A 23,687-nucleotide genomic window follows, 5' to 3' on the forward strand; every position below is an offset into this window, starting at 1 on the left:
GGCGCACCGACTATCTCCGACACAGCAACAGAATCGCGACCGTTATGCAGCACGACAAAGACGCAGGAGTCATCGACACCGGTAACAAGGTGCGACGCTGGATCACCTACGTTGCCGGTATCTACATCCTGACGCTCGGCCTGAGCCTGGCCATCAGGGCGGGCATCGGCATCTCCCCGCAGAGCAGCCTCACCCGCACGATGACCCTGGTGCTTCCGCCGCTCACGCAGGGCACCTTCAACCTCATGCTCGAGGTCATCATGCTCGGGCTGACCTTCCTGGTCAGACCGAGGGCGTTCCGGGCCGCCAACCTGCTTTCGATGATTCCGGCGCTGGTCTTGGCCGCGCTGCTCGACTTCAATCTGATGGTCACCAAATGGATCCATCTCGGGCCGTACGCGGCGAACCTCGTGCTGCTCTTCTTCGCCGACGCGATGCTGGCCTTCGGCCTGTTCTTGATGATCCGCGCCAACCTGGTGCTGATGCCCATCGATCTGTTCGTCAACACCGTCCAGCAGAAGACGGGCCGCAAGTGGGGCAATATCAAAACCGTCTCCGACTGCACCCTGCTCGCCCTCTCCGCGAGCATCGGCCTGATATTCCTCGGCGCACCGCACTTCATCCGTGAGGGCACCATCGTCAACGCCGTCCTCGTCGGCCAATACATCAAGCTGTACTTCTTCCTGTACGAAAAGTACGCGGCCCGAAAAACGCTCGCCCCCGAGCTCGCCCATCCCGTGGCGGACTAGCAAACGCTGATGCCGGACAGGCTACTGTCCGGCATCAGCCGCATCCAATGCCGTTTCATACCGGACAGGTGCCGTCGGCCGTGTTGCTCCAGAGCGTTCCGGTCAGATCCGCGGTGCTCCGCCGACCATCGTTGGCGGAGAAGTGGATTGCCCCGTAGCCGGCACCATGGAGTCGGCGTCGGTCGGGTGCGGCGTGGAATGGCCGCTTGCTCAGGGGGTTTCGTCGGTGACTTCGAGGGGCTTGGGGTCGGGCGTGAGGGCGTGGATCACCGTGACGACCGACAGGACGCCGGCGCCGGCTATGACGATCACCCAGCGGGGGCCGAGGGTGTCGATGAGGGGGACGGCGACCAGGTATGCGAGGGAGCTGGCGGCGAAGGGGATCGACATGGTGACGCCGCTGACCGTGCCGAGCATGTGCTCGGGGGTGGCGGACTGGACGACGAGATCGGTCGCCACATTGCCGATGCCGTTTCCCGCGCCCGCCACGGCCTGGGAGGCGAAGGCGGTGCCCAGCCACGGGGCCGCGCCGAGGGTCAGCGCGCCCAGCCCGAACAGTCCCTGCCCGAACCGCCAGGTACGCAAAGGATTTCGGCCTCGCTGCACGCGCCCGAGGAAGATGGCCGGACCGACCAGCATGCCGAGGCCGTACACCCCGACCAGCGCGCCGTAGGACCACGTGGGCCCGCCCAGGTCGTCGCGGGTGAGGAACACCAGGGACGCGGTGGTCATCGCGGCGAACGAGACGACGAGGAACAGCCCCAGCGCCACCGAGCCGAGAGCCCGGTTGCTGAGCAGCTCCCGGAACCCGACCAGCAGCGTGCGCCCGTACCCGGCCTGATGCTCCAGCGCGCGGGGCGTCGCCGGAAGATCGAGGCGGACGATGAGCGCGATGGAGGCGAGGAACGTCACCGCGTCCACCAGCACGACCACACGCGCGTCGACGACGGCGAGCAGCGCGCCGCCGAGCAGCGGTCCGGCGGCGAAGCCCGCGTTGAAGCAGATCGCCATGGCCGCAAAGGCTTTCGGCAATTCCTCACTCGCGACCATGGCGGGAATGGACCGGCGACCGGCCGGCAGGAACAGCGTGTGCAGCAGGGTCGCCACGGCGATGAGCGGGACACTCACCGCGAGGTCGAACGGAACCAGCGCGACCGCGGCGAACAGCACCGCTTGCCCCGAGTCGGTCAACACCATGATCTTCTTGGCCGAGTACATGTCGGCCAGCGCCCCGCCGAACGGGCCGACCAACCGCGGGAGCGACAGCGCCAACAGGACCATGCTGGTGGCGAGCGGCCCCTCCGGCGCGGCCATGACGACCAGCGCCACGCGTGCGACCTGGTCCCCCGCGAAGGACGTCACCCGAGCGAACCAGAATCGTCGAAAGTTCTGGCCTGCCGGTAGAAAGCTCACTGCGTCTCCCTAGGCTCGAAGCGCGACCCGGCGTGCATTGTGGAACAGGTCAGGCCATCCTTAGCCCGGGGCGCGGAATCACAGGATTTGAACACTTCCTTGGGCTGCTCCGAGAGACACGGCCACGTTCAGACCGAGGGACGGATCGCATCGCCGGATCGCCCCCGCGAACCTTCGGCCGATGGCGAAGACGCCGGTCTGGGTGGAGTAGTCGGCGAACGCCACCCCGCTCAGGCCGGGGGAGGCCAGGTGAACCATGGGCGACGAGACGACCCGCTGCACGATCCAGCGCTGGTCTCCGGTCACGGCGTCCTCGACGGCTTGCTCCCAGGCGCGCTGCTCGGTGGCCGGGCCGAAGATCAGACCTCTCCCGCAGAATCCGTCCGCGGGCTTCAACACGCAGTCACCGCGTCGCCGGACGACCGTCTCGGCGAACTCGTCGACCATCATCCTGGTCCACGGCAGCGCCGCGTTGATCCGCCCGGGCAGGGGGGCCGCGAGGTGACCGGACCCGGCCGCCTCGGAAAGCATCGCTATGAATGCCTTGTCCAGGTAGACGTCCGCGCCCTCTTTGCCGATCATCGCGACGGAGCCGCGGCGGACATGCTCCAACAGGTGGTGCCAGAGTTCCTCGTCGAATCCCGGCACGCTGTCGGTCTCGGCGAAGAAGCGGTAGACGGCGTCGACGCGCCGTCCGTCGAGTCTGACGCACTCGCCGTCCAGGTCGAGGTCCTCGACCGCCGCGGACACGGCGGTGACGCCGTATCGAGCCAGCGCGTCGACGAGTCCGCGGTAGGCGTGCGGCGGCACGTTGTCGTCTTCGTTGCCCCAGTAGGCGATGACCATCAGACGCGACCGGTCCAGGTGTTCGACCTCGATGAGATGCTCGGCGAGTGCCCGCACGGTATCGACGTGCGACGCGCCCGCGCGGCGCAGATACTCCGCCGCGGCGGGCCACGCCCCGTACATCCGGGCGAGCACCGCGCTCATGGCGAGACCGCCCAGCGGTGTTCCCGCGTTCAGTTCCACGAACCACGGAGCGCCCGCGCTATCGAAGACCACGTCGGGTCGTGCGATGCGCGCCCAATCCCGGCCGGGGGCCAACCAAGGGAGGTTCCGCTGCCACGGCGGCAGCCGCAGGGCTTCGGCGATCCGGCCCGGATCGTGCCGGAACTTCTCCCGCAGCACCGTGTCGATTCCGTCGAAAATCGCGGTGAGGCCGGTCTGGAGTGCGGTGTGGGTGCCGCGTGCGAGGAACTGGGGAGTGAGGACGAAGGGCCAGGTATCGATCGGCACGCCCAACTCGATCATCTCCGCCAGGGCGGCTCCGGGCCGGGACGGGTCGATGGCGAAGTGGCGCTGGGCATCTGCCCGGTGGTCCTTCAGCCAGTTGTTGAAGTCGGCTTCGTGGTCCGTGGTACTCACCTCGATCGGGTTTGCGGATCCGCTTGGCGCTGTGCCGAATTGGTCGAGCGATTCGCCGCGCATCAGAGCAACTCGGTCGGCAGCGTCAGTCGGGCCAGCCGGTACGGCAGGGTGATGCCCTTGCCGCCCAGTTCGAATAGCACGCCCAGGGCGCGTAGCGCCGCGGTGGCCGGGCACGGTGGCACTGCTCCGGGACGGTGCAGCCGATCGAAGAGGGCGAGTTGCTCCGGATCGTCTATGACGGTCTCGGTTTCGTCGCCGGAACGGCCGTCGTAGACGATGACGAACCCGGGTCCGCGTCGGAAGTAGAACTGGCCCGGCCGGTGTCGCGCGCGCCAGTCCGTGGGTTGGACGCCGGACGCGAGGTAGAGCGGCGGTACCAGGTGATGCAGCCGCGCAAGGATTTTCGGCTCAGCGTCGCACGACCACCGGATGGATTCGCCCCGGGCGGTCAGGTCGCGCAGGTCCGCCACGAAATCGAGGAACTCCTGCACGCGGTGCATATCGACGTGGGTCAGGGTGTCGGGGCTCGAGAGCATGGTCGCCTACCGATCGTTCGCGGACTTGATGCTCGCGCGCCGGGTGGGCAGCGACACGACCCGGCCGCCTTCGTGGAACACCAGACCCAGCCGCTCCCATTCGCCGACGAGTTCATCGGCTGCCTCCGGGGTGAGACCCGCTGCTCGGGCGGCGCCCGCGATGGTGTGCGGCGTATGCAGCCGGCGGAACAGCTCCGCGGCGGGCCCCGCCTCGATCTTCAGATCGTGCGCCGGCCAACCGGCTCGGCGGTCCTCGATGAGCAGCGTGCGGTCCGGAAGTTCCCGTGCCACAAGGCTGCTCGCGAGGTACACCTGCTGCCACGAGGTAATGGCACTGCGCACGGTGCCCTCGTAATCGGTGCCGATGCCGCAGTGCGGCGCGTCGAACTGGTAGGCGAGGTCCTCGAGTTGCTCGCGGTCGAGATCGTAGACGTGGTCGTACAGGGCGGCCGGGCGGCGTTCGCGGAAGCCGAGCTCCGGCCGCTCGAAATGCGGGCTGTATCGCTCGAGCAGAATCCGCACGCTGCCCCCGGGCGGCTGAAGGTGGGCGAGCGCCGGGAGTTGCCGCAGGACGATCGCGTAGTCGTCCTCGGTTTCGCCGGGGAAGCCGTACAGGTAGTTCCAGTCGACCGTGATGTCGTGGTTTTCGCAGTCCCGCAACAGTTTCACGTTCTGCGTGGCGTGCACACCCTTGTCCATGATCGACAGCACCCGGGAGCTGAGGTTCTCGATGCCGGGCTGGATATGGACCAGTCCGGCGCGGCGCAGCAGCCGGATATCGTCCTCGCGCAGATTGGCTTTCACCTCGTAGTAGAAGTGCAGGTCCCAGTCCAGCTCCGCGAGGCGCGGCAGGAGCGTGCGCAGGTACTCCATGTCGAGGATGTTGTCCACGGCCACGATATCGAGCACGCGGTGCCGCTCGACCAGCTCGTGCAGGTGGGTCAGCACCTGCTCGGCCGGGCGCGACCGGAATTTCATGGTGAGGCCGTTGAGTCCGCAGAAGGTGCAGGTGTGTTTCTCGCCCCACCAGCAACCGCGGGCCGCCTCGTACACGAGCCGGGGGCGGATCGCGTCGCGAATCGGGCTGGCCGCCAGCGCGGCGAACCACTCGGTGTAGTCGGGCGCGGGAATCGTGTGCATGGCCGGGGAGGGTGCGGGCGGGTTGGTGACGGTGGTGCGGTCGGGCGCGCGCCAGGACAGGCCGCGCACCGCACTCGCCGACCGCTCGCCGTGCAGATAGTCGAGGAAATCCACGAAAGACTGTTCCGCTTCGCCGCTCATGACGTAGTCGATGAACGAGAAGTTGCGGTGGATCGCCGGGCCCATCGGCATATCGCAGTTGCCGCCGCCCATGATGATGGTCGTCTCGGGCCGCAGCGCTTTGATCCGCTTGGCCAGCGCCAGCGAAGGCACGTTCTGCTGGAAGGTACTGCTGAAGCCGATCAGGTCGGGCGCTTCGTCGGCGATCCGCTCGGCCTGCATCTCGATGAACGCGCGGGAATGCCGGGCCATCTCCAAGGACGCGCCCAAGCGGACGCCGCGCCGTGCCAGGTACGCCTCGTAGCGGTCGCGACGCCACTCCGGCGTGTCGTACAGGGCCGGTGTGAAGATCCAGTCGCCCATGCCGTGCCAGACACCGACATTGGCGACGTAGTCGTATTCGGGTATCCCGATGTGCCCGTCCGTGGCGTCGCGCAGATACTCGGCCCACGCGAGGTTGAGGTAGCGATCGCCGACCTCATGGGCCACGCCGCAGCGCTGGGCGGCGACGACCCGAAGCGTGGCCACCGGCAGCGACGGCGTCTCCAGCAGATTCCACGGCATCGAGACCAGTAGTACCTTCACCGCTGACTCCTCTCGGGCCCGTCATTTCCAGCCGGCACTGGCGGCCGGGTCGTATCCCAGGCGCAGCGCGCACGTCCGTACCGCACCGTCGGCGATGATCGGCTCGAGCAGCGCGCGGCGCCTGCGCCACCGCCCCGGCTCCGGCCGTTGGCTCGCCATGATCACTCCGGAACGCGCCGGTCGCCGGGCCCGCAGACGGCAGTGCCGCAGGATCGCGTCGATGGCCGCCTGCCGCGTGGCGTCGTCCATGACGTCCTCGGCCCGCACGCGCAGCGCCGGCAGGGCGGTGGCTTCGAGCGCGTCGAGGATGTGCGAGTGCGCGGCGGTCCACTGCGCGGCGCATACCAGGGGCAGCGGCCGATCGATCAGATCGCGCCAGCCCGGCGGGAGATCGAAGTTCCACCACTGCGTCGACCAGCCCGCGGTGCCCGAATAGCCGGGTATTCGTAGCTCGGCGCGGTCGCTCAGGTTGTACGAGAAGAAGCCGCGGTCGCGCCAGCCGTCGATGAGGCCGTTGATCGCCGCCGCCGGGTTGCGGACGAGGTGGACGACGGTCAGCTCGGACTGCGGAAAGAGGTGCGGTAGCGCCGCGAGGCGGTACGCGTCCATCGAGGCCTTGAGCAGCAGAGGGCGATCCAGGTCGGCCGGGCCGGGCAGGGGAGCGAGGCCGGGTATCAGAAAAGGGGGCGCCTCCACCGTCCGGGTGAGTCCCGGTGGCGGGCCGGCGGGCGGCGCCAGCTCGCTGAAGGCGGAGGCGACGATCGCCGGGTCCACGTCGAAGTACCAGGGATCGATCGGCCAACCGGCCAGGCGCAGCGCCCGCACGCTCGCCATCAGCAATTGCGTTGGGCCGCAGGCTCGCTGGCGCCACCGGGCGATCGTGTCGTGGACGATCGCCCACGCATTCTCGATGGACAACGAGCACGGCGTCCACTGCTGGGCGAGTACCCGCACGAAACGGTCCGCGAGCACCGCGGGATCCCAGTCCCCGGGGCGGATCGGAGTGCGCTCGGTACCCGTGGTGACATCGGCCGCGAGATCGGCGCGGAAGCCCGACGGGTCCGCGGCGTCGGTGATCGTTCCGTCGAAAACGTCTGCGCCGGCGGGCAATCCGAGCCCGTGCAGCTTGTACAGCACGCTGTGCTCGCCGCCCAGACTCAGGAACGCGCCAGTCGAGCGCAGCAGTTCGTACAGCAGGCTGCTGCCGCCGCGCGAGGAGGACACGATGACGACCACCCGGCGGAAGGTGGGCAGCCCGTGGCGTCCTTCGCGGCCGAGCGGGTACCGGCTCCGTACCGCGCGGCAGAAGGCGACGTGGTCGTCGGCCGTGCCGGCGCCTCGGGTCGCGGGCGCGGTGGTCTGGATGGCCTCGATGGTCATGGGCGCGACCTGTTTTCGCGCCCCGGCTTACAGCACATCACTCCGTCACCTCAACCACACCGGCAGTGAGGCGATTCCGCGAATGCTGGCCGTTGCCCGGCGAATCGGCCGCCCGGCCGGCGTCGCGTGCGGATGCTCCGTCAGGAACGCTTCCAGCACAGCCGAACCCAGCTCTACGGAGAGGTTGGCGCCCAGGCACGTATGGGGACCTCGGCCGAAGCCGAGATGCGGGTTCGGTGTTCGCCGCAGGTTCAGCCTGTCGGGGTCGGCGAAGGCCGCGGGGTCGCGGTTTGCTGCCCCGGTCAGCGCGAGCACCGTTGCGCCGCAGGGGATCTCGACGCCGGACAATTCGATGTCTTTGGTGGTGAGTCGTTTCGCCACCTGTACCGGGCTGTCATAGCGAATGACCTCGTCCACCGCGGTGGCCCGCGCGGCTTTCGACGTCAGCAGCCACTCGCGATGCTCCTCGAAGACGTCGCGGTGGATCAGCAGATGGAGCAGGAGGTTCTCGACCAGTCCACTGACGGAGGAGTATCCGGCGTGCAGAACCACCCGCACCGTGTTGGCGAGGACGTCGTGGGGGTAAGTCGTGACACCCTTGCGTAACTTGCTGAAGAACGCGGAATCACGGTGCTCGTCGAGCCAGGAGTCGGTCAGCTCGGACAGCTCGCGCCTGGCCGCGAGGCTGGGCTCGAGCGCCTCGGGGCGGAAGCCGTAGTCCATGCCGTGGATGAGGCGGTCGCTCACCTCGGCGAACCACGTCGGATCCGGTTCGCGGGCGCCGAGCACGCCGCAGATGAACCGCAGGGCAAGCGGTCTGGAGAACTCCTCGATGAGGTCGACGGGCCGGTCGGGGCGAGTCAGGCCGGCGAGGGTTTTGGTGACCAGTTCGGTGAAGGTGCCCGCGGCGGCCGACAGCCCGGCGTGGATCGACTCCGCGACGGCCTTGCGCAGTGCCACGTTCTCCGGCGGATCGATCATCTGGATGCTGCGCCTGATGGCCGGGAACGCACGGCCGAGGCGGCCCGGATCGGTGGCGAAAATGGTTGGCGTTTTGAGGATTTCGACACATCCGGCGTGGTCGGTCACCAGGTAGGCGTCGAGATCGTCGTCACGGGTCACCGGTGCGGCGTCGCGCATTCGGGAATACAGTACGTAGGGGTCGTCCAGCCATTTCGGCGACAATGGCTCGAATTTCAACGATCACTCCATTCGTAAGTCCCGACGGTGGTGGCCGGTGCCACCCGGCGGTGCGAGACCGTCGGGTGGCACCGGCAAATTCAAGTCAGTGACCGTATTCCACGCAATTCACCTCCTTCGATACCCGAGTTTGCACGCCCGGCACGGCGCGACCGTTTTAGATATTCGAAAGGATCGGTGGTGACATGCGTGTGATCGGCATCGTGTCACGGTAATTCAACGCGCCCCCTCGATCTGTTCACCCAACTGACCATCTGAGCGTGAGGCGCCGCTGTGCAGTGCGAACGGCGCATCCCCTAATTGATCTACAGCACACTCGATTTGACCTGACCGGTCGGCTTGAAGTAAGTCAACTATGTGGCCTTACCGCGGTGCTTGTCAAGCAGGTGCAAGGCGGGGCATTACCTAACGCATACATAATCCGGTTCGCTGAGAATTCACGATACGGATGGAGGTCAGTACGCTCGTGGCGGTGAACTCGATTGAGGGGCAACGATTCAGCACTCCGAGCCGGCGACGAAAGCGGTTTCGAGTTGCGCGCTGTGCAATGCACCGGCTTCATGCGAGCGGTAGTGGCCACGCGTGAGACCAGGGTTGCCCATTTTCGCGCCGATTGCGCAAGAGATTTTTATAACCAGAAATCGGGCCGACCGGAGATCGCCGCTATGCCGCAACGGCACACTTCGGCAAACTGTCCGCGCTCTTCCGGGCCGATGGCGGGAAGCGCGAACCTGGACTTGCGGAAAATTTGCAAATGAAAGAAGTTCGGGCTCGGTGGACGATGTCGGCTCCCGTCAGTTCGGGCGATGGCGGGCGGTCCAGCGGCGGTCGAACGGGGCGTAGCGTTCTTCTCGGATGATCTGCCAGGTGACGGCGGAGCGCCGTGCCTCCTGGCGGTGGGTTTCGGCGATGATCTCTTGGATCGTTCGGATGTTCTCCGGTGTGAGCGGCTGTTGTTCGAGGTTCGCGATGGCCTCGTCGGCTTCCGGGTCCGGCGGTAGGTCGGGGTGCATGCGTTCGGGCCGGCCGGCGAACATGATGAAGGCTTCGTCCGCTTCACCGGCCCGGCGCATCGCGGTGCCGAGGGAATGGATCATGGGGTCGCCGAATCGGATGAAGCACTTCATGATCCAGTATCGATAGCGGGGTTCGGGGTAGCGGAAGGTCAGCTTTCGGAGATCGGCGAAGATCGCTCGATGTTCGGCTACCCGCTCGTCCAACCAGAAATGGCGCAGCGCTTCGCTGGGGCTCCAGTTGGTGTACTCGTCCAGCCGGAGCGTTTCCCACTCCGTGTAGCGGCAGTTCATCTCCGAGGCGTAGAGCGTGCTCAGCCGGTTGATTCCGCGCTCGACCGGTGACTCGGGTCGCGCGTAGGCGGTGTCGAATCTGAAATAGTCGGCGCAGGCCCAGTTGTCGACGACCCACTGGAGCAGGAAGTAGCGGGTCATCCGGCGGAAGTCGCCGGGCCAGGCTTCGCGCATCCAGTGGTAGGCCGGGGTCTGCCACAGTGCGTCGAAAGCCTTCTGGCACAGGGCATTCAGTGGTTCAGCCTGAGTGGTCGGCCGCGAGGGGTGCTCGAGGGCCAGGAATCGGGTGACGTCGCGCGGCCGGTCCGGGCGCAGTACGGCGGCCGCGCGGCCTTGGCTTCGGGCGTCGAACGTCCAGCGCTTATCGTGCACCGCGTGGGCGAAATCGGCCCATGTCGTGAAGTGGAAGTGGAAGATCTCGAATACTCGCGTGGCGAGTGCGATGGCCTTGTCGCGCTGGGCGGGCGTGAGCGTTGTGGTGCGGAACGGGCGCTCGTCACCATCCTGTAGATGTCCGGTCTCTCGCTCGAGGTGGTACCTGCCGAAGTACGGGAAGGACTCGTCCGGTCCGAGCGCTTCGGCGATCGGCACTGTTCTGGTGAAGAAGACCTCTCCCGCCGCCTCCATCGACTCGATCAGCGCGAAACGGAAGAGGGGGTCGGGATTGTGGTAGACGAGCGAGGTGAGCTCGAAATCGGCGCGGCGCGAGCTCACCGTCTCGTCGCAGGTCAGCCACCAATAGAGGTCGCGCGGGGCCCAGTCGAAGACTTTGTCCAGCTCTAGCGAGGCCCAATCACGCAGCAGCAGCGCGGAATGGGTCTCGTCTTCGCGCGAGTGCGCGTTCAACGAGGCTTCCAGCTCGTTGCGCGGCTCCGGGTACCTGACGAAGTACATGTTGAAATCGCGGAACCCCATGATGAAGTCCAGGGCCATCGGGGTGAAGACGAACTTCTCGCGCAGCGGGATCGCGTCGTTGTCGAGCCAGCCGGTGAACAGGGCGTGCCGGGACAACCGGAGCGCCTCGGAATCGATGTGGCGCAGAACATCTTTCATGACGCTCCCGGGCAGATGAGATGGGACAGCGCCAGACTACGGTCCGCGTGAGCGCGATCCGCAGCGCCGAGTCCGCTCACCGGACCGCTCGTTGACAGCATTACCCGCTTGTCGGAGCGGAACTGGAACGCCGGCTCACCTCCCCGGCGGCGAGTCGCCTCTTCGTGGAACTCGGTGAAGGGGTGAACTAGAACTAGATTGGTCGCTGACTCAGCGCCGAAACGACGTCGCGACGATTACTTGGAGGTGTGATGCCTGAGCAACTGCTCGCGATGCCGGGTCTGCTCGAGGCGCCGCTGGTGGAGCCCGGCGGTGGCGTCGTGTTCTCGAATGTCACCGGCGGCGGAGTCTTCCGGTACGCGGAGTCGCGACTCAGCACCGTGCTCGAGTCCAGGCGAGGCATCGGGGGACTGGCGCGGCACGCGGACGGCGGTTTGATCGTGACCGGACGCGACGTGTCCTACGCTCGCGGCGGCGTGCACCGGACGATCCTCGCCGTGGACGGGGCGACCGGGTTCAACGACGTGACGGTCGGCGCCGACGGCTCGCTCTACGTCGGAGTGCTTCGACACAATCCGCAGCGCGGAGAGGCGGTCGTGCCGAGCGAAGTGCTCCGGATCGATCCCGCGGGCGTGGTCACCACCGTGGCGTCGAATATCCTGTGGCCCAACGGTCTCGGCTTCGCTCCCGACGGGGAGACGCTGTACGTCTGCGAATACTCCGCGCGCCGGGTGCTCGCCGTGCGGGACGGCCGGACGACGCTGTTCGCCACGGCGCCCGCGGGAGAGTGCGACGGTCTCGCGGTCGACAGCGACGGTGGGGTGTGGGTCGCGCTCGGTAGTGCGAGCGCGATCGCGCGTTTCACCGCGGACGGTGCGCTCGACGCGCGCATCGACTTGCCCGGTGGGTTCGTCTCGTCGCTGGCCTTCGAGGGGGACGCGCTATACGTCACCACCGCGGGTGCGGTGCTGCGCGAGAACGTGGACAGGATCGGGCTGCCGGTGCCGGAGGCGCGTATACCTACCGCCGGGTTGTCGTGAAGCATTGCGGCAGAGGCGCTTTGGGGGTTTTGTCTCATGTATGGCGTCCGCCTATGCCATGTACGGCGTACCTGTTGCAAAACCCTAACCGGTAGCGTTAATTTGGAGGCATGAAAGCAGTCGTCTTCTCCGAGGCCGGTCCCTCCGATGTCCTGCGGTTGGTCGAACGCGCGGATCCCAGCGCCGGCCCGGGGGAGGTCGTCGTCCGTATCGCGCGTTCCGGCGTGAATCCGACGGACTGGAAGCTCCGTGCGGCGGTCGGGCCGAGCGGTCCGCACGACGAGATCACACCGGGCCACGACGGGGCGGGCGTGGTCGAGGCCGTCGGTCCTGGCGTCGGCCACGTCGGTGTCGGTGACCGGGTGTGGGTGGTGCTGGCCCAGGTCGGCCGGGCATACGGCACGGCGGCGGAGCTGACGGTGCAACCGGCGAACCATGTTGTGCCGCTTCCGGATACGGCATCCTTCGACCTGGGCGCCGCGTTGGGCGTGCCGTTCATGACCGCCCACCGGGCGCTGACCTCCGGCAGCGTGTCGCGGCTCGAATCCGGTGCGCTGACCGGGCAGACCGTGCTCGTCGCCGGCGGCGCGGGCGCGGTCGGCAATGCCGCGATCCAGCTGGCGCGCTGGGCCGGGGCGACCGTCATCACGACCGTCAGCTCCGCGGAGAAGGCCGCCCTGGCGCGAGCCGCCGGAGCCCACCACGTGGTGAACTACCGCGAGGGCGACCCCCAGGCCGAAATCCTCGCCGTCGCGCCCGCGGGCGTCGACCTGGTCGCCGAGGTCGCGCCGGTCCCCAACCTCGCGCTCGACCTGGCGGTGACCCGGGTCCACGGCACGGTCGCGGTCTACGCCCGCGAGGGCGGCGACGATCTGGTGCTGCCGATGCAGTCGGCCATCGGTAAGAACCTGCGCTTCGAGTTCCTCGTTCTGTACACGTTGGCCGAGAAGCTGGTACAGGCGGCGGTGGCGGACATCTCGGCCGCCCTCGCCGAAGGTGCTGTGCGAGTGGGAGAGTCGGCCGGACTGCCCCTGCACCACTACGGTCTCACCGAACTCGCGCAGGCCCACGACGCGGTGGAGCGAGGGATCATCGGCAAGGTCTTGGTCGAGCTGGACTGAACTGCCGTTGGCGGGTCAGTGGCCGGCCCACTGCTGCTTTGCTCAATGCGAACCGTCCACGCGAGACATCCAACGCGGCCCACTGTGACCCGATATTCAGGGGGTCGCTGGGCGAGCGCGGTGCCGCCTACGCTTGCCTGACATTCACTCCACTCCCGGGAACTTCATGCGAATCTTGCAGACCGTCGGCGCCGCGTTCGCCGCCACCCTTGTCGCGGGTCTTGCGGCTTGTGACTCCGATACGGCAAGCGGCCCTGCGACGAGTTCGGCTGCGGCGAGTTCGGTTGCGCCGACGCCGATCACGACGTCGGGCTCCGAAACGCTCGGCCCCACCGGCTATCTCGGCATCGAGATCGGCGCGAGCTGGGCCGCGGAGACGGCTCGCAACAGCGGCAAGCCGATCGGCGAGCTCGGCTTCGACGGCGCTCAGCACACCGAGGCCGAGTACATGATCAGTTGCGCCCCTTTCCGTTTGCCGAACGGGGGCAGTGGGTGGCTGTACGACGGCCGTGTCATCGAGCTGAGTGCCGAGAACAGTTCACCGGCCATCCACACCCCCGAGGGCATCCGGGCCGGATCCACCCTCGACCAGGTCCGTACCGCCTACCCCACTCTGCACCTAGGCGTGAACTGGAGCTCCGCCGACGTCCCCGGCCACCCCGACCTCCGCTATGGCTTCCACGGGCTCTATCGAACCGACGCCAACACAGGCGAGACCGTCAAGTCGCTACTCCTGTACTCCGGTCAAGGCGACGGCTGCCACAACTGAGTCCGCTGACGAAATGCGCCGTCGCCCAGTCGTGTTCCTGGATGTCGACGGACCATTGATCCCGTTCGGCGAACCTCCCGTGCACTCGCCGCCGCCGACCCTGGACCAGCCGCCCGGTACGAATCCCCTTGTGATGCAGCTCAATCCCGATCTCGGCCCACTCCTGTCGGCACTCGACTGCGAGTTGGCGTGGGCGACGACCTGGCTGCACGAGGCCGACACGTCCCTCGGTCCCGCATTGGGCTTGCCGGCCCTGGCGGTGGTGGATTGGCTGTGACGCCACCGGCGATGCGCACGGCATACGTAACCTGGATCGGGACCAGTCACGGGACGAGGGGGACGTATTGAACGACTACGGCAGCTTCGCGACGCAGCCACTGCCGATTCGGCGAGCGGTGCGGCGGTCGGGCGAGCCGGTCAAGCTGAAAGGTGTTGGCGGGCAGGGTGGTGCGGGCGCGGGGCTTGTTCGCTCGGGTGGGCATGTCGCGCTGGCCGGTGTCGTCAGTCGGCTCACGGGGTTCGCGCGGACGCTCGTGGTGGCCGCGGTGCTGGGGACGGCGGCGGTGGGCGACGCCTACAACGGCGCGAACAACTTGCCCAACATGCTGTACGAGTTGCTGCTCGGCAGCGTGCTGGCCAGTGCGGTCGTTCCGGTGCTGGCCAGGGCTCGACGCCAGGGGCGCAAGCGATCTCGTGAGTTCACCCAGCGGGTGATGGTCGCGGCCGTGGTGGTGCTGGCGGGGGTCACGGCGCTCACCGTGGCCTGCGCTCCGTTGATCGTTCGCGTGTTCGTGGCCGACGCCGAACAACGCGGTCTGGCAACGTGGTTCGCGTACCTGTTATTGCCGCAGATCTTCTTCTACGGGGTGTCGGTGGTGGTGGGCGCGGTGCTCAATGTGCGCGACAGCTTCGCCACCGCGGCGTGGGCGCCGGTGGTCAACAACGTGATCGTGTTGGTGACGTGCGCGGTGTTCGTGCTGCTACCCGGGCCGGTCACCCTGACACCGACCACCATGACCACCGCCCAGGTGCTGACCATCGGCGTGGGCACGACCGCGGGAATCGCAGGGCAAGCGGCGTGGGTCGTCGCGGCCTTGCGCCGCAACGGTTTCGCGTGGAGTTGGCGAGTGCGGCCACTGCCCTACACGTGGCGGCCGATCCGCTCCGGACTGCCGATCCTGGGATGGTTGCTGGTGTATGCCGCGATCAGCCAGATCGGTGTGGCGATCACGATGCGGGTCGCGTTCGACCACGGTGGCGTCTCCATCTACACCTACGCCGAACTGCTGTTCCAGGTGCCCTACGGCATTCTCGCCGCGTCCGTGCTGACCGTGCTGATGCCGAGGATCTCGCGCGCCGCCGCCCTCGGCGACCATGCCGCGGTGATCGCCGACCTCTCCCGCGGCGCGCGGTATCTGTCCGTGGCGCTGATACCGGTGACCATGGCGATGAGCCTGCTGGGGCCGGGATTCGCCGCGCTCGTCTTCGCCGGACGGGTCGACGCCGAGGCCGCCGGGCTGATCGGCACGGCGGTGGCGTGCTCGGCGTTCGGGCTCGCGCCCTTCGCCCTGGTCATGCTGCAAATGCGAATGTTCTACGCCTATCACGACACTCGCACTCCGACCGTGATCAACGTCGTCATGGTGGTGACCAAGGTGGGAGTCTTGGTGCTTTCGGCGACCATGCTCACCGACCATGCCGTCATCGTGATGCTCAGCGTCGCCAGCTCGCTCGCCTATGTCGCCGGCGCGGTGACCGGGCACCTGCTGCTCCGTCGACGCCATGGGCTGCTGGGTTTCTCCGCCGTCGCCGCCACCGTCCACCGCGTCGCGTGGGCGACCGTGCCGGCCGGTGCCGCCGGACTGGCCGCGATCGCGCTCATCCGCACGACGGTCCGTGCACCCGACATCGAGCAGCTCGCCACCCTCGCCGCGGGGGCCGCCGTCGGCACAATGGTGTTCTTGCTCGCCGCGCGCGTGATCGGGATTCCTGAGATTCGTGCGGTGCGGGCCATGCTGGTGCGTTCGTGACGCCGGGCTGATAAGACCTCGGGCGGCCGTCTAGCGTGGGGTGGCGCATAGAAGAGGGAGAGGTGGGTGATGACTGTTCGTACTGTGGACACCGAGGCGGGGCGGGTGTCTGGGAGGTGCGCGAACGGCGTTGCTCGGTTTTTGGGGATTCCTTATGCGGCAGCGCCTTTGGGGGATTTGCGGTTCGCGGCTCCGGCTCGTGGAGAGCGGTGGGCGGGGGTCAGAGAGGCGGGGGAGTATGGCGCTACGGCGCCGCAGCCGTCGTTGCATCCCGCGCATGCGGTGCTGGGGCCGTTGACCGGGCCCGGCTGGGTCATGGGGGACGGGGAGTATCTCAATCTCAATGTGTGGACACCTGAGCCGGGCGCGGGTGGGCTGCCGGTGATGGTCTATATCCACGGCGGCGGGTTCATGATCGGCGCCGGGAGCGCGCCCGCGTTCGACGGAACCTCGTTCGCGCGCGACGGTGTCGTCCTGGTCACCATCAACTATCGGCTCGGTGCGGAGGGGTTTCTCGCACCGCTCGGTGGGGCCACGAATATCGGGCTGCGTGATCAGATCGCGGCGCTGCGCTGGGTTCGCGACAACATCGCCGGGTTCGGTGGAAACCCGGACAGTGTCACCGTTTTCGGCGAATCGGCGGGCGGATCGGCGGTCGCGCTGCTGCTGCACTCGCCGCCGGCCGCCGGGCTCTTCCGGCGTGCGATCGTCCAGAGTGGGCACGATGAGATGGCCCGTCGGCTCGAACTCACCGAGGAACTCACGAAGGCGCTCGCCGCTCGGCTCGGAATCGCCCCGACGGCAAGCGAATTCGCGCAGGTGCCGGTCCGCGACCTGTTGCGCGCGCAGGCGGTTCTGTTCAGGAGAGCGGCGCGACCGGACCTGCGCGACGACAACGGCATCGATCCGGGGCACGGCCGGGCGCCGTTCCTCCCCACCACGGGTGACGACGTCGTCCCCGATCCGGTCGGCGTCGCGAGCACCCACTCGCGCGGCGTCGACCTGCTGACCGGTACCACGCTCGAGGAAGCCGCCCTCGGTTTCGGAGCCGAGAAGTTCGCCGCCTTCGACGCCCACGACGCGGTAGCCGAGTTGGCCGCCACCTACCCCGAGGCCGAATCGGTCCTCGAACGGCATGGTCTGCACGATCCGGCCGTCACGCCCGCGCAGGCCCTCACCGCCGCCTACACCGAGGTGATGTTCCGAGCGCCGAAGCGCCGCACCGCGCTTCGCCACCCAGGCCCGACCTACCTCTACGAATTCGCCTGGCGCGCACCGCGGTACGGTGCCGCGCACGCTCTCGACGTCCCCTTCGTCTTCGACACCACGCAGGCCTGCCGCGGCCTCGTCGGCGACGCCGTACCCGAATCCCTCACCCGCGCAATGCATCGAGCCTGGATCGACTTCGCGACTCACGGAGATCCCGGGTGGCCCACCTACGACGGCGGAAAAGTGATGAGATTCGACGCCGATTCCCGCCTCCGCGACGACACGACACCGGGAGGCCGCTCATGTTGACCGTCGACATCCTCGAACGAACCGCGGCCGGCTGGCGAATAACCCACCGCGTCGTCCGCCCGCGCCGAGTACCGCTCCGGCCTTGACCGACGCCGACGCATCACATCGCGCGTACTCCGCTGATCCGGGGCACGACCGGCGGCGAAATCGATTCCCATCCGAGCGGGCAGCGGCTCCGAATAGGAGTTGTTCAGGGAAGCTGTCGGCGGAGAAGGCGGGAGGTCAGGGTGTCGCAGGTCTCGGTGGCCGGTCTGTCGTGGGCGTTTTTCGAACTGGCCGTGCGCTTGGTCGTCGGTGGGTTCTTGATCGTCAGCGGAACGGTTTTGCTGAAGTCGGTGCGGACGTGGCGGCAAGTGTGGTTGGCGCTGTACCAGTTGGTGCCCGTGCCGCTGGTGCGGCCGATCGGACTGTCGCTGCCTGCGGTCGGGATTGTCGCGGGAATGACGTTGATACTGGGAGCTTTCGGGCCCCTCGCGCCGATACCGGCGGGTGCCGTACTGGCGTCGATCGTCGTCGGCGTCGTTCGCGCTGAACGACGCGATCTGGTGCTGGCGGCCGGTGCGTTCGGTCAATTGCGGCCACTCTTCTCCCGATACATCGTTCTGCGTAACGTACTGCTGCTCACTGCGCTCGGGGTCGTCGCGGTCCGCGACACCTTGACCTGGACAATCGCCGAGTTCGATCCACCGACGCAGGTCGCCGCGGTGGCGGTCATGTCAGGACTGATTCTTTCAGCAACCGCTTTTCTGAATCGCGCGGAGCGACGTCAGCGGTTCACCGCGGTCGCCGGCGCCTGAGCGAAATGGAGATGCCGATGTTGTCCCGCCGTAATATTTTTCGATTCTCCGGCGCCGCCGCGGTGGTGGCGGTAGCCACCGCGGCCTTCCCCGAATTCGCCGCAGCCGATGTCGGTCGGAGGGACGACCGAGCAGGCAGTGACACCGATGTGAGACGAAACGAGGATGACAAAGCATATGGACGTCGCTCCCATTACCGATACAGGAAGCCGTACAACTACGGGAAATACGGCCGAAAGTAGCCCACCGCCACCGCACACGAGCTATCCGAACCGCCGACGGTCGGCATGGCCGGCATCGGCGCTCCGGCGTTGGCGAACAAGAACCGCATGGGTGACGCTGATCGGCGACTTCATCGATGACGGCTACGGATGCACGAACGACTACATGGCACGGGGCATGCGCCGCGCCGGCGTCCGCGTCAGCGCGGCGCATCTCGGGGCGGACACACGCGGGTGCTCGCCGGAGTTCCGGCGATTGATCCTCGAGTCCCCGGCCAGAGTCGACGGACCGGTGCTCTTCTGCGGCTGGCCCGACCGCCCGGAGTTCGATTGCCTGGCCGGCACGGAACTGTTCGTCCGAACGACGTGTGACAGTTCGCGTACTCCGCCGGAGTGGACGGCCTCGTTCAACCGGGCGCGCGCGCTCATCGTGCCCACCTCGCACGCGGCGAACGCCTTGCGCGCCTCGGGGGTCACCGTGCCGATCTACCTCGTGCCGGCCGGGGTGGACACCGACGTCTACACCTATCAGCACCGCGTCCTCCGCAAAGGCGTTACCACGCTGATGATCGGAATAATGGAGCCGCACAGCGACAACTACCAGGAGGGCATCGCCGCCTGGCAGGATGCGTTCCGCGACGACCCGGATGCCCGGCTCGTCATCAAGTCCTGGAAAGGGTGGCCCGACTCCCACATCGCGACCGACCCGCGCGTCCATGTCGCCACCTTGACCGGGCACACTCGCAGCACCGTCGACTGGTATGCGAACGCGGACGTGTTGCTGGCGCTGGGCAACGAAGGTTTCGCAGCCACCATGCTGGAGGCGATGGCGACCGGACTGCCCGTCGTCGCGCTGAACTCCGAGGCGCAGTCCGATGTCTGCGCCCTCGCCGCCGAACACGTGCTCGCGGTGGAACCGGTGACGTGGCGGCCCGTCGGTGACGGCGTGGTCGGCGTTCCCGAGGCCGCCGAGATCGCCGCGCGACTGCGCTGGGTGGCGCGGCACCGCGCGGACGCGACGGCAATGGGGAAAGCCGCGGCCGACTGGGTGCGCGAGCATCGCGGCATCTGGAACTGCGGGCCGGATGTGCTGGCGGTCATGGAGGAACGCACCTGCACCCGGCGTCCATTGCGCCACAACGCATCTCCCGTACTCCGTGGGACGAGTCCGGTCGCCGAGCTCGCGGATGTACCGGTAACTCCATTGGCGGGCCTCATCTTCCAGCCGGAGAGCCCGCCGCTGTGGAGCTACCGGCCCACGGGCGTCGCGGCGCTCGGAGTCGTCACATTGTGGAACCCCGAGATCGACAGTTGGGCGCGGCAGTACGCCGAGGACAAGCGAACCTACTGCGAGCGAAAGGGTTACGCCTTCTACGGGTACACGGACGTTTTCACGAAATCTCGGTCACCACACTGGTCGAAGATTCCGGCGGTGCAGCGGCATCTCGCCGACCACGACTGGCTGTACTGGATCGACGCCGACGCCGCCATCACCAACTTCGATTTCGACCTGTACGGTCTGTGCGACGACGACTACGACTTGATCATCACCCACGACGAACTCGGCGTGAACACGGGCAGCTTCCTCATCCGCAACACCGACAGTGCCCGCCGGATGCTGCGCCGAGCATGGTCGCAGGACGTCACCGACCTGTTCTACGAACAAACCGCCGTCGCCCGCGCCATCGCCTTGCAACCGGACCTGCGCGTCAAGGTACTGGACCAACGCGCTATCAACAGTTTCTGGAACCAGCATCGGCCGGGCCATTTCGTCATCCACGCCGCCGGCCAGCCGACGGAAGTGAAGATTCCGCTGCTGGAAGCCTTTCGCATGCGCACACCGCGACACCCTTGATCGTGCAGCGCCTGTCGGGCGCGTTCGCCGGATCCCGGCCGCTTCCGGACTCTTACAGACTGGGCCGTCCAAACGAGTGCGATTCTGTCGCAACACGTTTGCTGGCGATGGTTCCGCCACGCGTGCGCTCGACCTCTTGTACTGTGCCCAGCAAACACAGGTGGCGGATACGAGCGACTCCACCCGGCAGCGGGGGTTGCTGGTGTTCACATTGAGCAAGGAGCCAGCGGTCTATGTCTCGGGAACCCGCGATTCGAACCGATATCCCGCACTCGGCGCGGATATGGAACTACTGGATGGGTGGTAAGGACAACTACGAGATCGACCGGGTCCAGCCGGTGGCGGTGATGTTCATGGGCGTGCTCGGCCACGTCGCCACCTACGACGACGCGCGCCGGGTCGTGTCGACCGTGCTGGACGGCGTGCCCTCGGGCAGCTACCTCCTGCTCTACGACGGCACCACCGACGACGAGGGCTACGTCGCGCTGTGCGCGGAGTACACCAAGAGCGGCGGCGTGCCGTACCACCCGCGAACCCGCGAGGAGGTCGCCGGATACTTCGACGGCCTGGAGATGGTGGAGCCCGGCTTCGTGTCGATCACCCAGTGGCGTCCTGAAAACCCGGACGTAGGCGCGGTTCGAGAGATCGGCGCCTACTGCGCCGTGGCGAGAAAGCCGTAATCCAGCGCGAGTTGTGCCAGACTTTTCTCAGCTGAGTCGGCTCGAGGGGGCGACAGGTGCGGATTCGTTCTGGCCCAACGGTGCTCGTTGGCGCGGCGCTCGTCGCGGCGGTGATATCGGCGTGCGGGGCCGAGCCCGCCGGGGGAGGCGCGCCGGTGTCACCGGGCGCTTCCGGCCAACCGGCTTCGGGCGAGCGACCGGCGGAGACATTGTCGCCGCGGACATCGTCGGCGGCTGCTTCGGGACAGCCGCCGCCCGGTGAGGCGGGGACGACCAAACACCGGTTGGTCATCTCCACCCCGCCGCTGGTGACGTCGGCCGGTCACGAGCCCGTCGCGACCGCGCCTCAGCCGCCGGTTTCCGTGGTGCCCACGGGCACGGTGACTCCGGTCTTTCCCCAAGAGGAAGGGCCGACTGATCCGTCCTTGTCGAGGCCTCGGCCGAGCACGACGGTGCCTCCGTCGTCGAACCCCGGAGTGCCGCCGAGTTCCGGGAGGCGTTGAGCGGTATGGGCCAGGTGGAGCCGACCCCGTTGAAGTCGGCGGTGACGATCGCCGGGGCGCTGGCGTCACAGGCCGCCGTGCTCGTCCCGGTCCTGTTCTACTTCGGCGCGGTGTATACGCGCGCCTGGTACGGCTACTTCGGCCTCGACTCGGGACTGCTCGGCTACTCCGTCAACGATTTCGTCCGGCGGTCCGTGACGCCCACCTTCTGGCCGGTGATCCTGGCGATGGTGCTGTTACTGATCCTGCTGGCGGCGCGCAAGTTACCGCTCGAGGTCGCTCGGCGCACCCGCAATGAGCCTCGGGCCCTGCGGGTTTGGTATGTGACGATGCTGGCGTCGGGGGTGGCGGTGCTGGCGATCGCTCCGAGCATCCGCATATTCGGTGTGCCGTCATGGTTTCCGCTGAACGACTACCTGATGCCCGGCTCGATCGTCCTCGGCAGCGTGCTGATCGGCTATGCCGTCACCTTGAACTCGAACACCCCCAACCTCTGGCCGGCCCCGTCGCCAGACCGGGGGCGTTTGCGTCCGCGACCGCGTGCCTCGAATCAGTCGCCCACCATCGTCCTGATGATCGCCCTGTTCACCCTCGGCCTGGCAGGCACCCTCTGGGGCGTCGGTGTCTTCGCCGCCGAGCAAGGGCTGAGGGACGCACGCGATCTCGCCAAAGGCGGATTCCACGACCAGCCCTCCGTGATCGTGTGGAGCGTCGACGCGCTCGGCATGGACGGGCCGGATGTGGAGGCCACCGAGATAGGCACTCCCGGTGAGAAATACCGTTATTACTACGGCGGCCTGCGACTGCTGGACCGAACCGCCGACGCGTACCTCCTGATTCCGCAGAAGTGGCAAGCCCGTCGCGATCGGGTCTTCATCGTCCCTCGCGCCGACACGATCCGCATCGATATCAGTGCGACACACAACAATTGAGGACGCGGGCCGCCCACGCTCCAGCACAGTCCTACCCCGGCTCCCACAGGCGACCACATGGCAACGGCGGCAGGTGGGGGTCCACCGAGTCGTCGACGGTGACGGTCAGACCCGCGTGGGCGGTCAATGAGTTTGCCACGCTGCGGATTTGCTCGTCGGTGCCCTGAAAGTCCAGACTCAGCACGCCGTACTCGATACGGATGTGGCGTCGCCTATGGGAGCGCCGTGTACTCATGGCCTGCCCCGTCTCATCGAATCGACTGGTGCACGGCGCGTTTCGCCGTGGCAGCGCCGAGCGACGGGACCATCACCGAGCCACTGAGCGCGATCTGCCACATACCCTCGAACTCAACCGAACTCCATTCTCGCTCCGCCGCGAACCCGTGGCGATGTGCGAGGAACCCACACCCGCCTGTCCGAACGTAGGGCGCATACCCACCTCTCGATCGGTGACACCGCGCGAACGCCCGAACGCGGAGGCGGATTCGGCCGTCGCCCCGCTCTTTCGCGTCGTAGGTGACCGTTCCCCATGTATTCGTCGAGGTCAGTAGGGGTTGTTCACATTGAGCCGAGACCGAACGCGGCCATAGTGTGCGAGCTCACAGAGAGTCGAGGACATTGTTCCGGGGAGACGTCCTGCTGATGTTTCCGTGAACCACGCTGAGGAGGGCTCGATGCCCGACCATCCCCGGCCACGGTGCGATACCGGTGCCGGAACCGCAGAACGCGACGGCATCTCGGTCACGACCGTGCCGGCGCCGCAACCGATCACGACCGCCGACGGCGAAACAGGCGGCGCCGCTGTGGAGATCGAGGACCTCTCCCGCGACGGCATCGCCGAGCTGCCCCTCGGGTCGCCGTGGGGCTAACAGTCCTTCGCCTTCAGCAAACGCAGGGCCACCTGGATCTCGAGCAACTGCTCGGGCTCGCGCCAGGCGTCGCCGAGCAACTGGGCGACGCGGGTCAGCCGCTGGGTGACGGTATTGACGTGCAGGTGCAGGAGCGCGGCGGCTTTCGTGCTGTTCTGGCCGGTGGCGCAGAAGACGTCGAGCGTTCGCAGCAGTCCGGCACGCCGTTCCCGGTCGTAGTCCAGGATCGGGCCGAGAACGGAGCGGATGAAACCGGAGATGTCGGGATCTCCGCTGAACAGGGTTCCGACGAAACCGAGGTCGCGAGCGACCCCCGTCTCACCGATCCGGCCGAGCGCGATCATGGCCCGCGTGCAGCGCGCCGCCTCCTCGAACGCGGACGCCACCGCGGCCGGACCCGCCGCGACCGCGCCGCCTGCGGTGACGCGACCGCGCGACACC

The 23,687-nt window shown here is 67.4% G+C and carries 21 protein-coding genes; 12 read left to right on the plus strand and 9 right to left on the minus strand.

What is annotated here, in order from left to right:
* The first annotated feature begins 44 nt into the window (after positions 1 to 44).
* The gene (locus ON39_RS45410) at positions 45 to 749 is read left to right on the plus strand and encodes a YczE/YyaS/YitT family protein (protein WP_040743627.1); all 705 of its coding nucleotides are present in this window, start codon (positions 45 to 47) and stop codon (positions 747 to 749) included.
* Positions 750 to 959: 210 nt separating this feature from the next.
* Here the strand turns inward: ON39_RS45410 and ON39_RS45415 are convergent, their stop codons facing one another.
* The 7 genes from ON39_RS45415 to ON39_RS45445 all read right to left on the minus strand — a co-directional run bounded on the left by ON39_RS45415 (position 960) and on the right by ON39_RS45445 (position 10,911).
* Positions 960 to 2,162, minus strand: a complete 1,203-nt coding sequence (locus tag ON39_RS45415) for an MFS transporter (protein WP_083895121.1) — start codon at positions 2,160 to 2,162, stop codon at positions 960 to 962.
* 78 nt (positions 2,163 to 2,240) lie between these two features.
* Complete coding sequence (locus ON39_RS45420) at positions 2,241 to 3,587, minus strand: circularly permuted type 2 ATP-grasp protein (protein ID WP_146251009.1); 1,347 nt, start codon at positions 3,585 to 3,587, stop codon at positions 2,241 to 2,243.
* A 62-nt stretch (positions 3,588 to 3,649) separates the two neighbouring features.
* Positions 3,650 to 4,126 carry a DUF5825 family protein gene (locus ON39_RS45425; protein ID WP_040743632.1) on the minus strand — a complete coding sequence of 159 codons (477 nt, stop codon included), beginning with the start codon at positions 4,124 to 4,126 and terminating at the stop codon, positions 3,650 to 3,652.
* 6 nt (positions 4,127 to 4,132) lie between these two features.
* Complete coding sequence (locus ON39_RS45430; RefSeq protein WP_040743634.1) at positions 4,133 to 5,971, minus strand: RiPP maturation radical SAM C-methyltransferase; 1,839 nt, start codon at positions 5,969 to 5,971, stop codon at positions 4,133 to 4,135.
* Positions 5,972 to 5,992: 21 nt separating this feature from the next.
* On the minus strand, positions 5,993 to 7,351 hold the full coding sequence (locus ON39_RS45435; protein ID WP_040743635.1) for a hypothetical protein: 1,359 nt from the start codon (positions 7,349 to 7,351) through the stop codon (positions 5,993 to 5,995).
* Positions 7,352 to 7,396: 45 nt separating this feature from the next.
* Entirely contained in the window at positions 7,397 to 8,551 is a 1,155-nt protein-coding gene (locus tag ON39_RS45440; RefSeq protein WP_040743637.1) for a cytochrome P450, read from the minus strand.
* A gap of 794 nt (positions 8,552 to 9,345) precedes the next feature.
* Positions 9,346 to 10,911 carry a hypothetical protein gene (locus ON39_RS45445; protein ID WP_040743639.1) on the minus strand — a complete coding sequence of 522 codons (1,566 nt, stop codon included), beginning with the start codon at positions 10,909 to 10,911 and terminating at the stop codon, positions 9,346 to 9,348.
* A 251-nt stretch (positions 10,912 to 11,162) separates the two neighbouring features.
* Between ON39_RS45445 and ON39_RS48070 the strand changes: the two genes are divergently transcribed.
* The 10 genes from ON39_RS48070 to ON39_RS45495 all read left to right on the plus strand — a co-directional run bounded on the left by ON39_RS48070 (position 11,163) and on the right by ON39_RS45495 (position 22,377).
* Positions 11,163 to 11,951, plus strand: coding sequence for an SMP-30/gluconolactonase/LRE family protein (locus tag ON39_RS48070; RefSeq protein ID WP_146251008.1), 789 nt, complete (start codon positions 11,163 to 11,165; stop codon positions 11,949 to 11,951).
* Between the two features lie 110 nt (positions 11,952 to 12,061).
* A complete protein-coding gene (locus tag ON39_RS45455; RefSeq protein WP_040743641.1) occupies positions 12,062 to 13,072 on the plus strand; it encodes an NADPH:quinone reductase in 1,011 nt (336 codons plus the stop codon).
* A 166-nt stretch (positions 13,073 to 13,238) separates the two neighbouring features.
* Complete coding sequence (locus ON39_RS45460) at positions 13,239 to 13,841, plus strand: hypothetical protein (protein WP_040743642.1); 603 nt, start codon at positions 13,239 to 13,241, stop codon at positions 13,839 to 13,841.
* A 13-nt stretch (positions 13,842 to 13,854) separates the two neighbouring features.
* On the plus strand, positions 13,855 to 14,118 hold the full coding sequence (locus tag ON39_RS45465) for a hypothetical protein (RefSeq protein ID WP_146251007.1): 264 nt from the start codon (positions 13,855 to 13,857) through the stop codon (positions 14,116 to 14,118).
* A gap of 67 nt (positions 14,119 to 14,185) precedes the next feature.
* Positions 14,186 to 15,871, plus strand: a complete 1,686-nt coding sequence (gene murJ / locus ON39_RS45470) for a murein biosynthesis integral membrane protein MurJ (RefSeq protein ID WP_246002708.1) — start codon at positions 14,186 to 14,188, stop codon at positions 15,869 to 15,871.
* A gap of 69 nt (positions 15,872 to 15,940) precedes the next feature.
* Positions 15,941 to 17,389 (plus strand): carboxylesterase/lipase family protein, encoded by a 1,449-nt coding sequence (locus ON39_RS45475; protein WP_040743643.1) that lies wholly within the window; start codon positions 15,941 to 15,943, stop codon positions 17,387 to 17,389.
* Between the two features lie 227 nt (positions 17,390 to 17,616).
* Complete coding sequence (locus ON39_RS46675; protein ID WP_051187971.1) at positions 17,617 to 18,186, plus strand: MauE/DoxX family redox-associated membrane protein; 570 nt, start codon at positions 17,617 to 17,619, stop codon at positions 18,184 to 18,186.
* A 333-nt stretch (positions 18,187 to 18,519) separates the two neighbouring features.
* Positions 18,520 to 20,262 (plus strand): glycosyltransferase, encoded by a 1,743-nt coding sequence (locus tag ON39_RS45485; protein ID WP_040743645.1) that lies wholly within the window; start codon positions 18,520 to 18,522, stop codon positions 20,260 to 20,262.
* A gap of 233 nt (positions 20,263 to 20,495) precedes the next feature.
* Positions 20,496 to 20,942, plus strand: coding sequence for an SAM-dependent methyltransferase (locus ON39_RS45490; protein ID WP_083895123.1), 447 nt, complete (start codon positions 20,496 to 20,498; stop codon positions 20,940 to 20,942).
* Between the two features lie 508 nt (positions 20,943 to 21,450).
* Complete coding sequence (locus tag ON39_RS45495; protein WP_040743647.1) at positions 21,451 to 22,377, plus strand: hypothetical protein; 927 nt, start codon at positions 21,451 to 21,453, stop codon at positions 22,375 to 22,377.
* Positions 22,378 to 22,408: 31 nt separating this feature from the next.
* Here ON39_RS45495 and ON39_RS45500 read toward each other — a convergent pair whose 3' ends face one another.
* A complete protein-coding gene (locus tag ON39_RS45500; RefSeq protein ID WP_040743648.1) occupies positions 22,409 to 22,612 on the minus strand; it encodes a hypothetical protein in 204 nt (67 codons plus the stop codon).
* A gap of 439 nt (positions 22,613 to 23,051) precedes the next feature.
* Here ON39_RS45500 and ON39_RS45505 point away from each other — a divergent pair, with 439 nt between their 5' ends.
* Positions 23,052 to 23,246: a hypothetical protein gene (locus tag ON39_RS45505; RefSeq protein ID WP_146251006.1), complete on the plus strand. Its 195-nt coding sequence runs from the start codon at positions 23,052 to 23,054 to the stop codon at positions 23,244 to 23,246.
* Here the strand turns inward: ON39_RS45505 and ON39_RS45510 are convergent.
* Positions 23,243 to 23,687: PucR family transcriptional regulator (locus ON39_RS45510; RefSeq protein ID WP_169335980.1), on the minus strand; the 445-nt coding region annotated here is incomplete at its 5' end. The two genes, ON39_RS45505 and ON39_RS45510, sit on opposite strands and share 4 nt — an antisense overlap.

The sequence above is a fragment of the Nocardia tenerifensis NBRC 101015 genome, from assembly GCF_000308715.1.
GTDB classification, from domain to species: domain Bacteria; phylum Actinomycetota; class Actinomycetes; order Mycobacteriales; family Mycobacteriaceae; genus Nocardia; species Nocardia tenerifensis.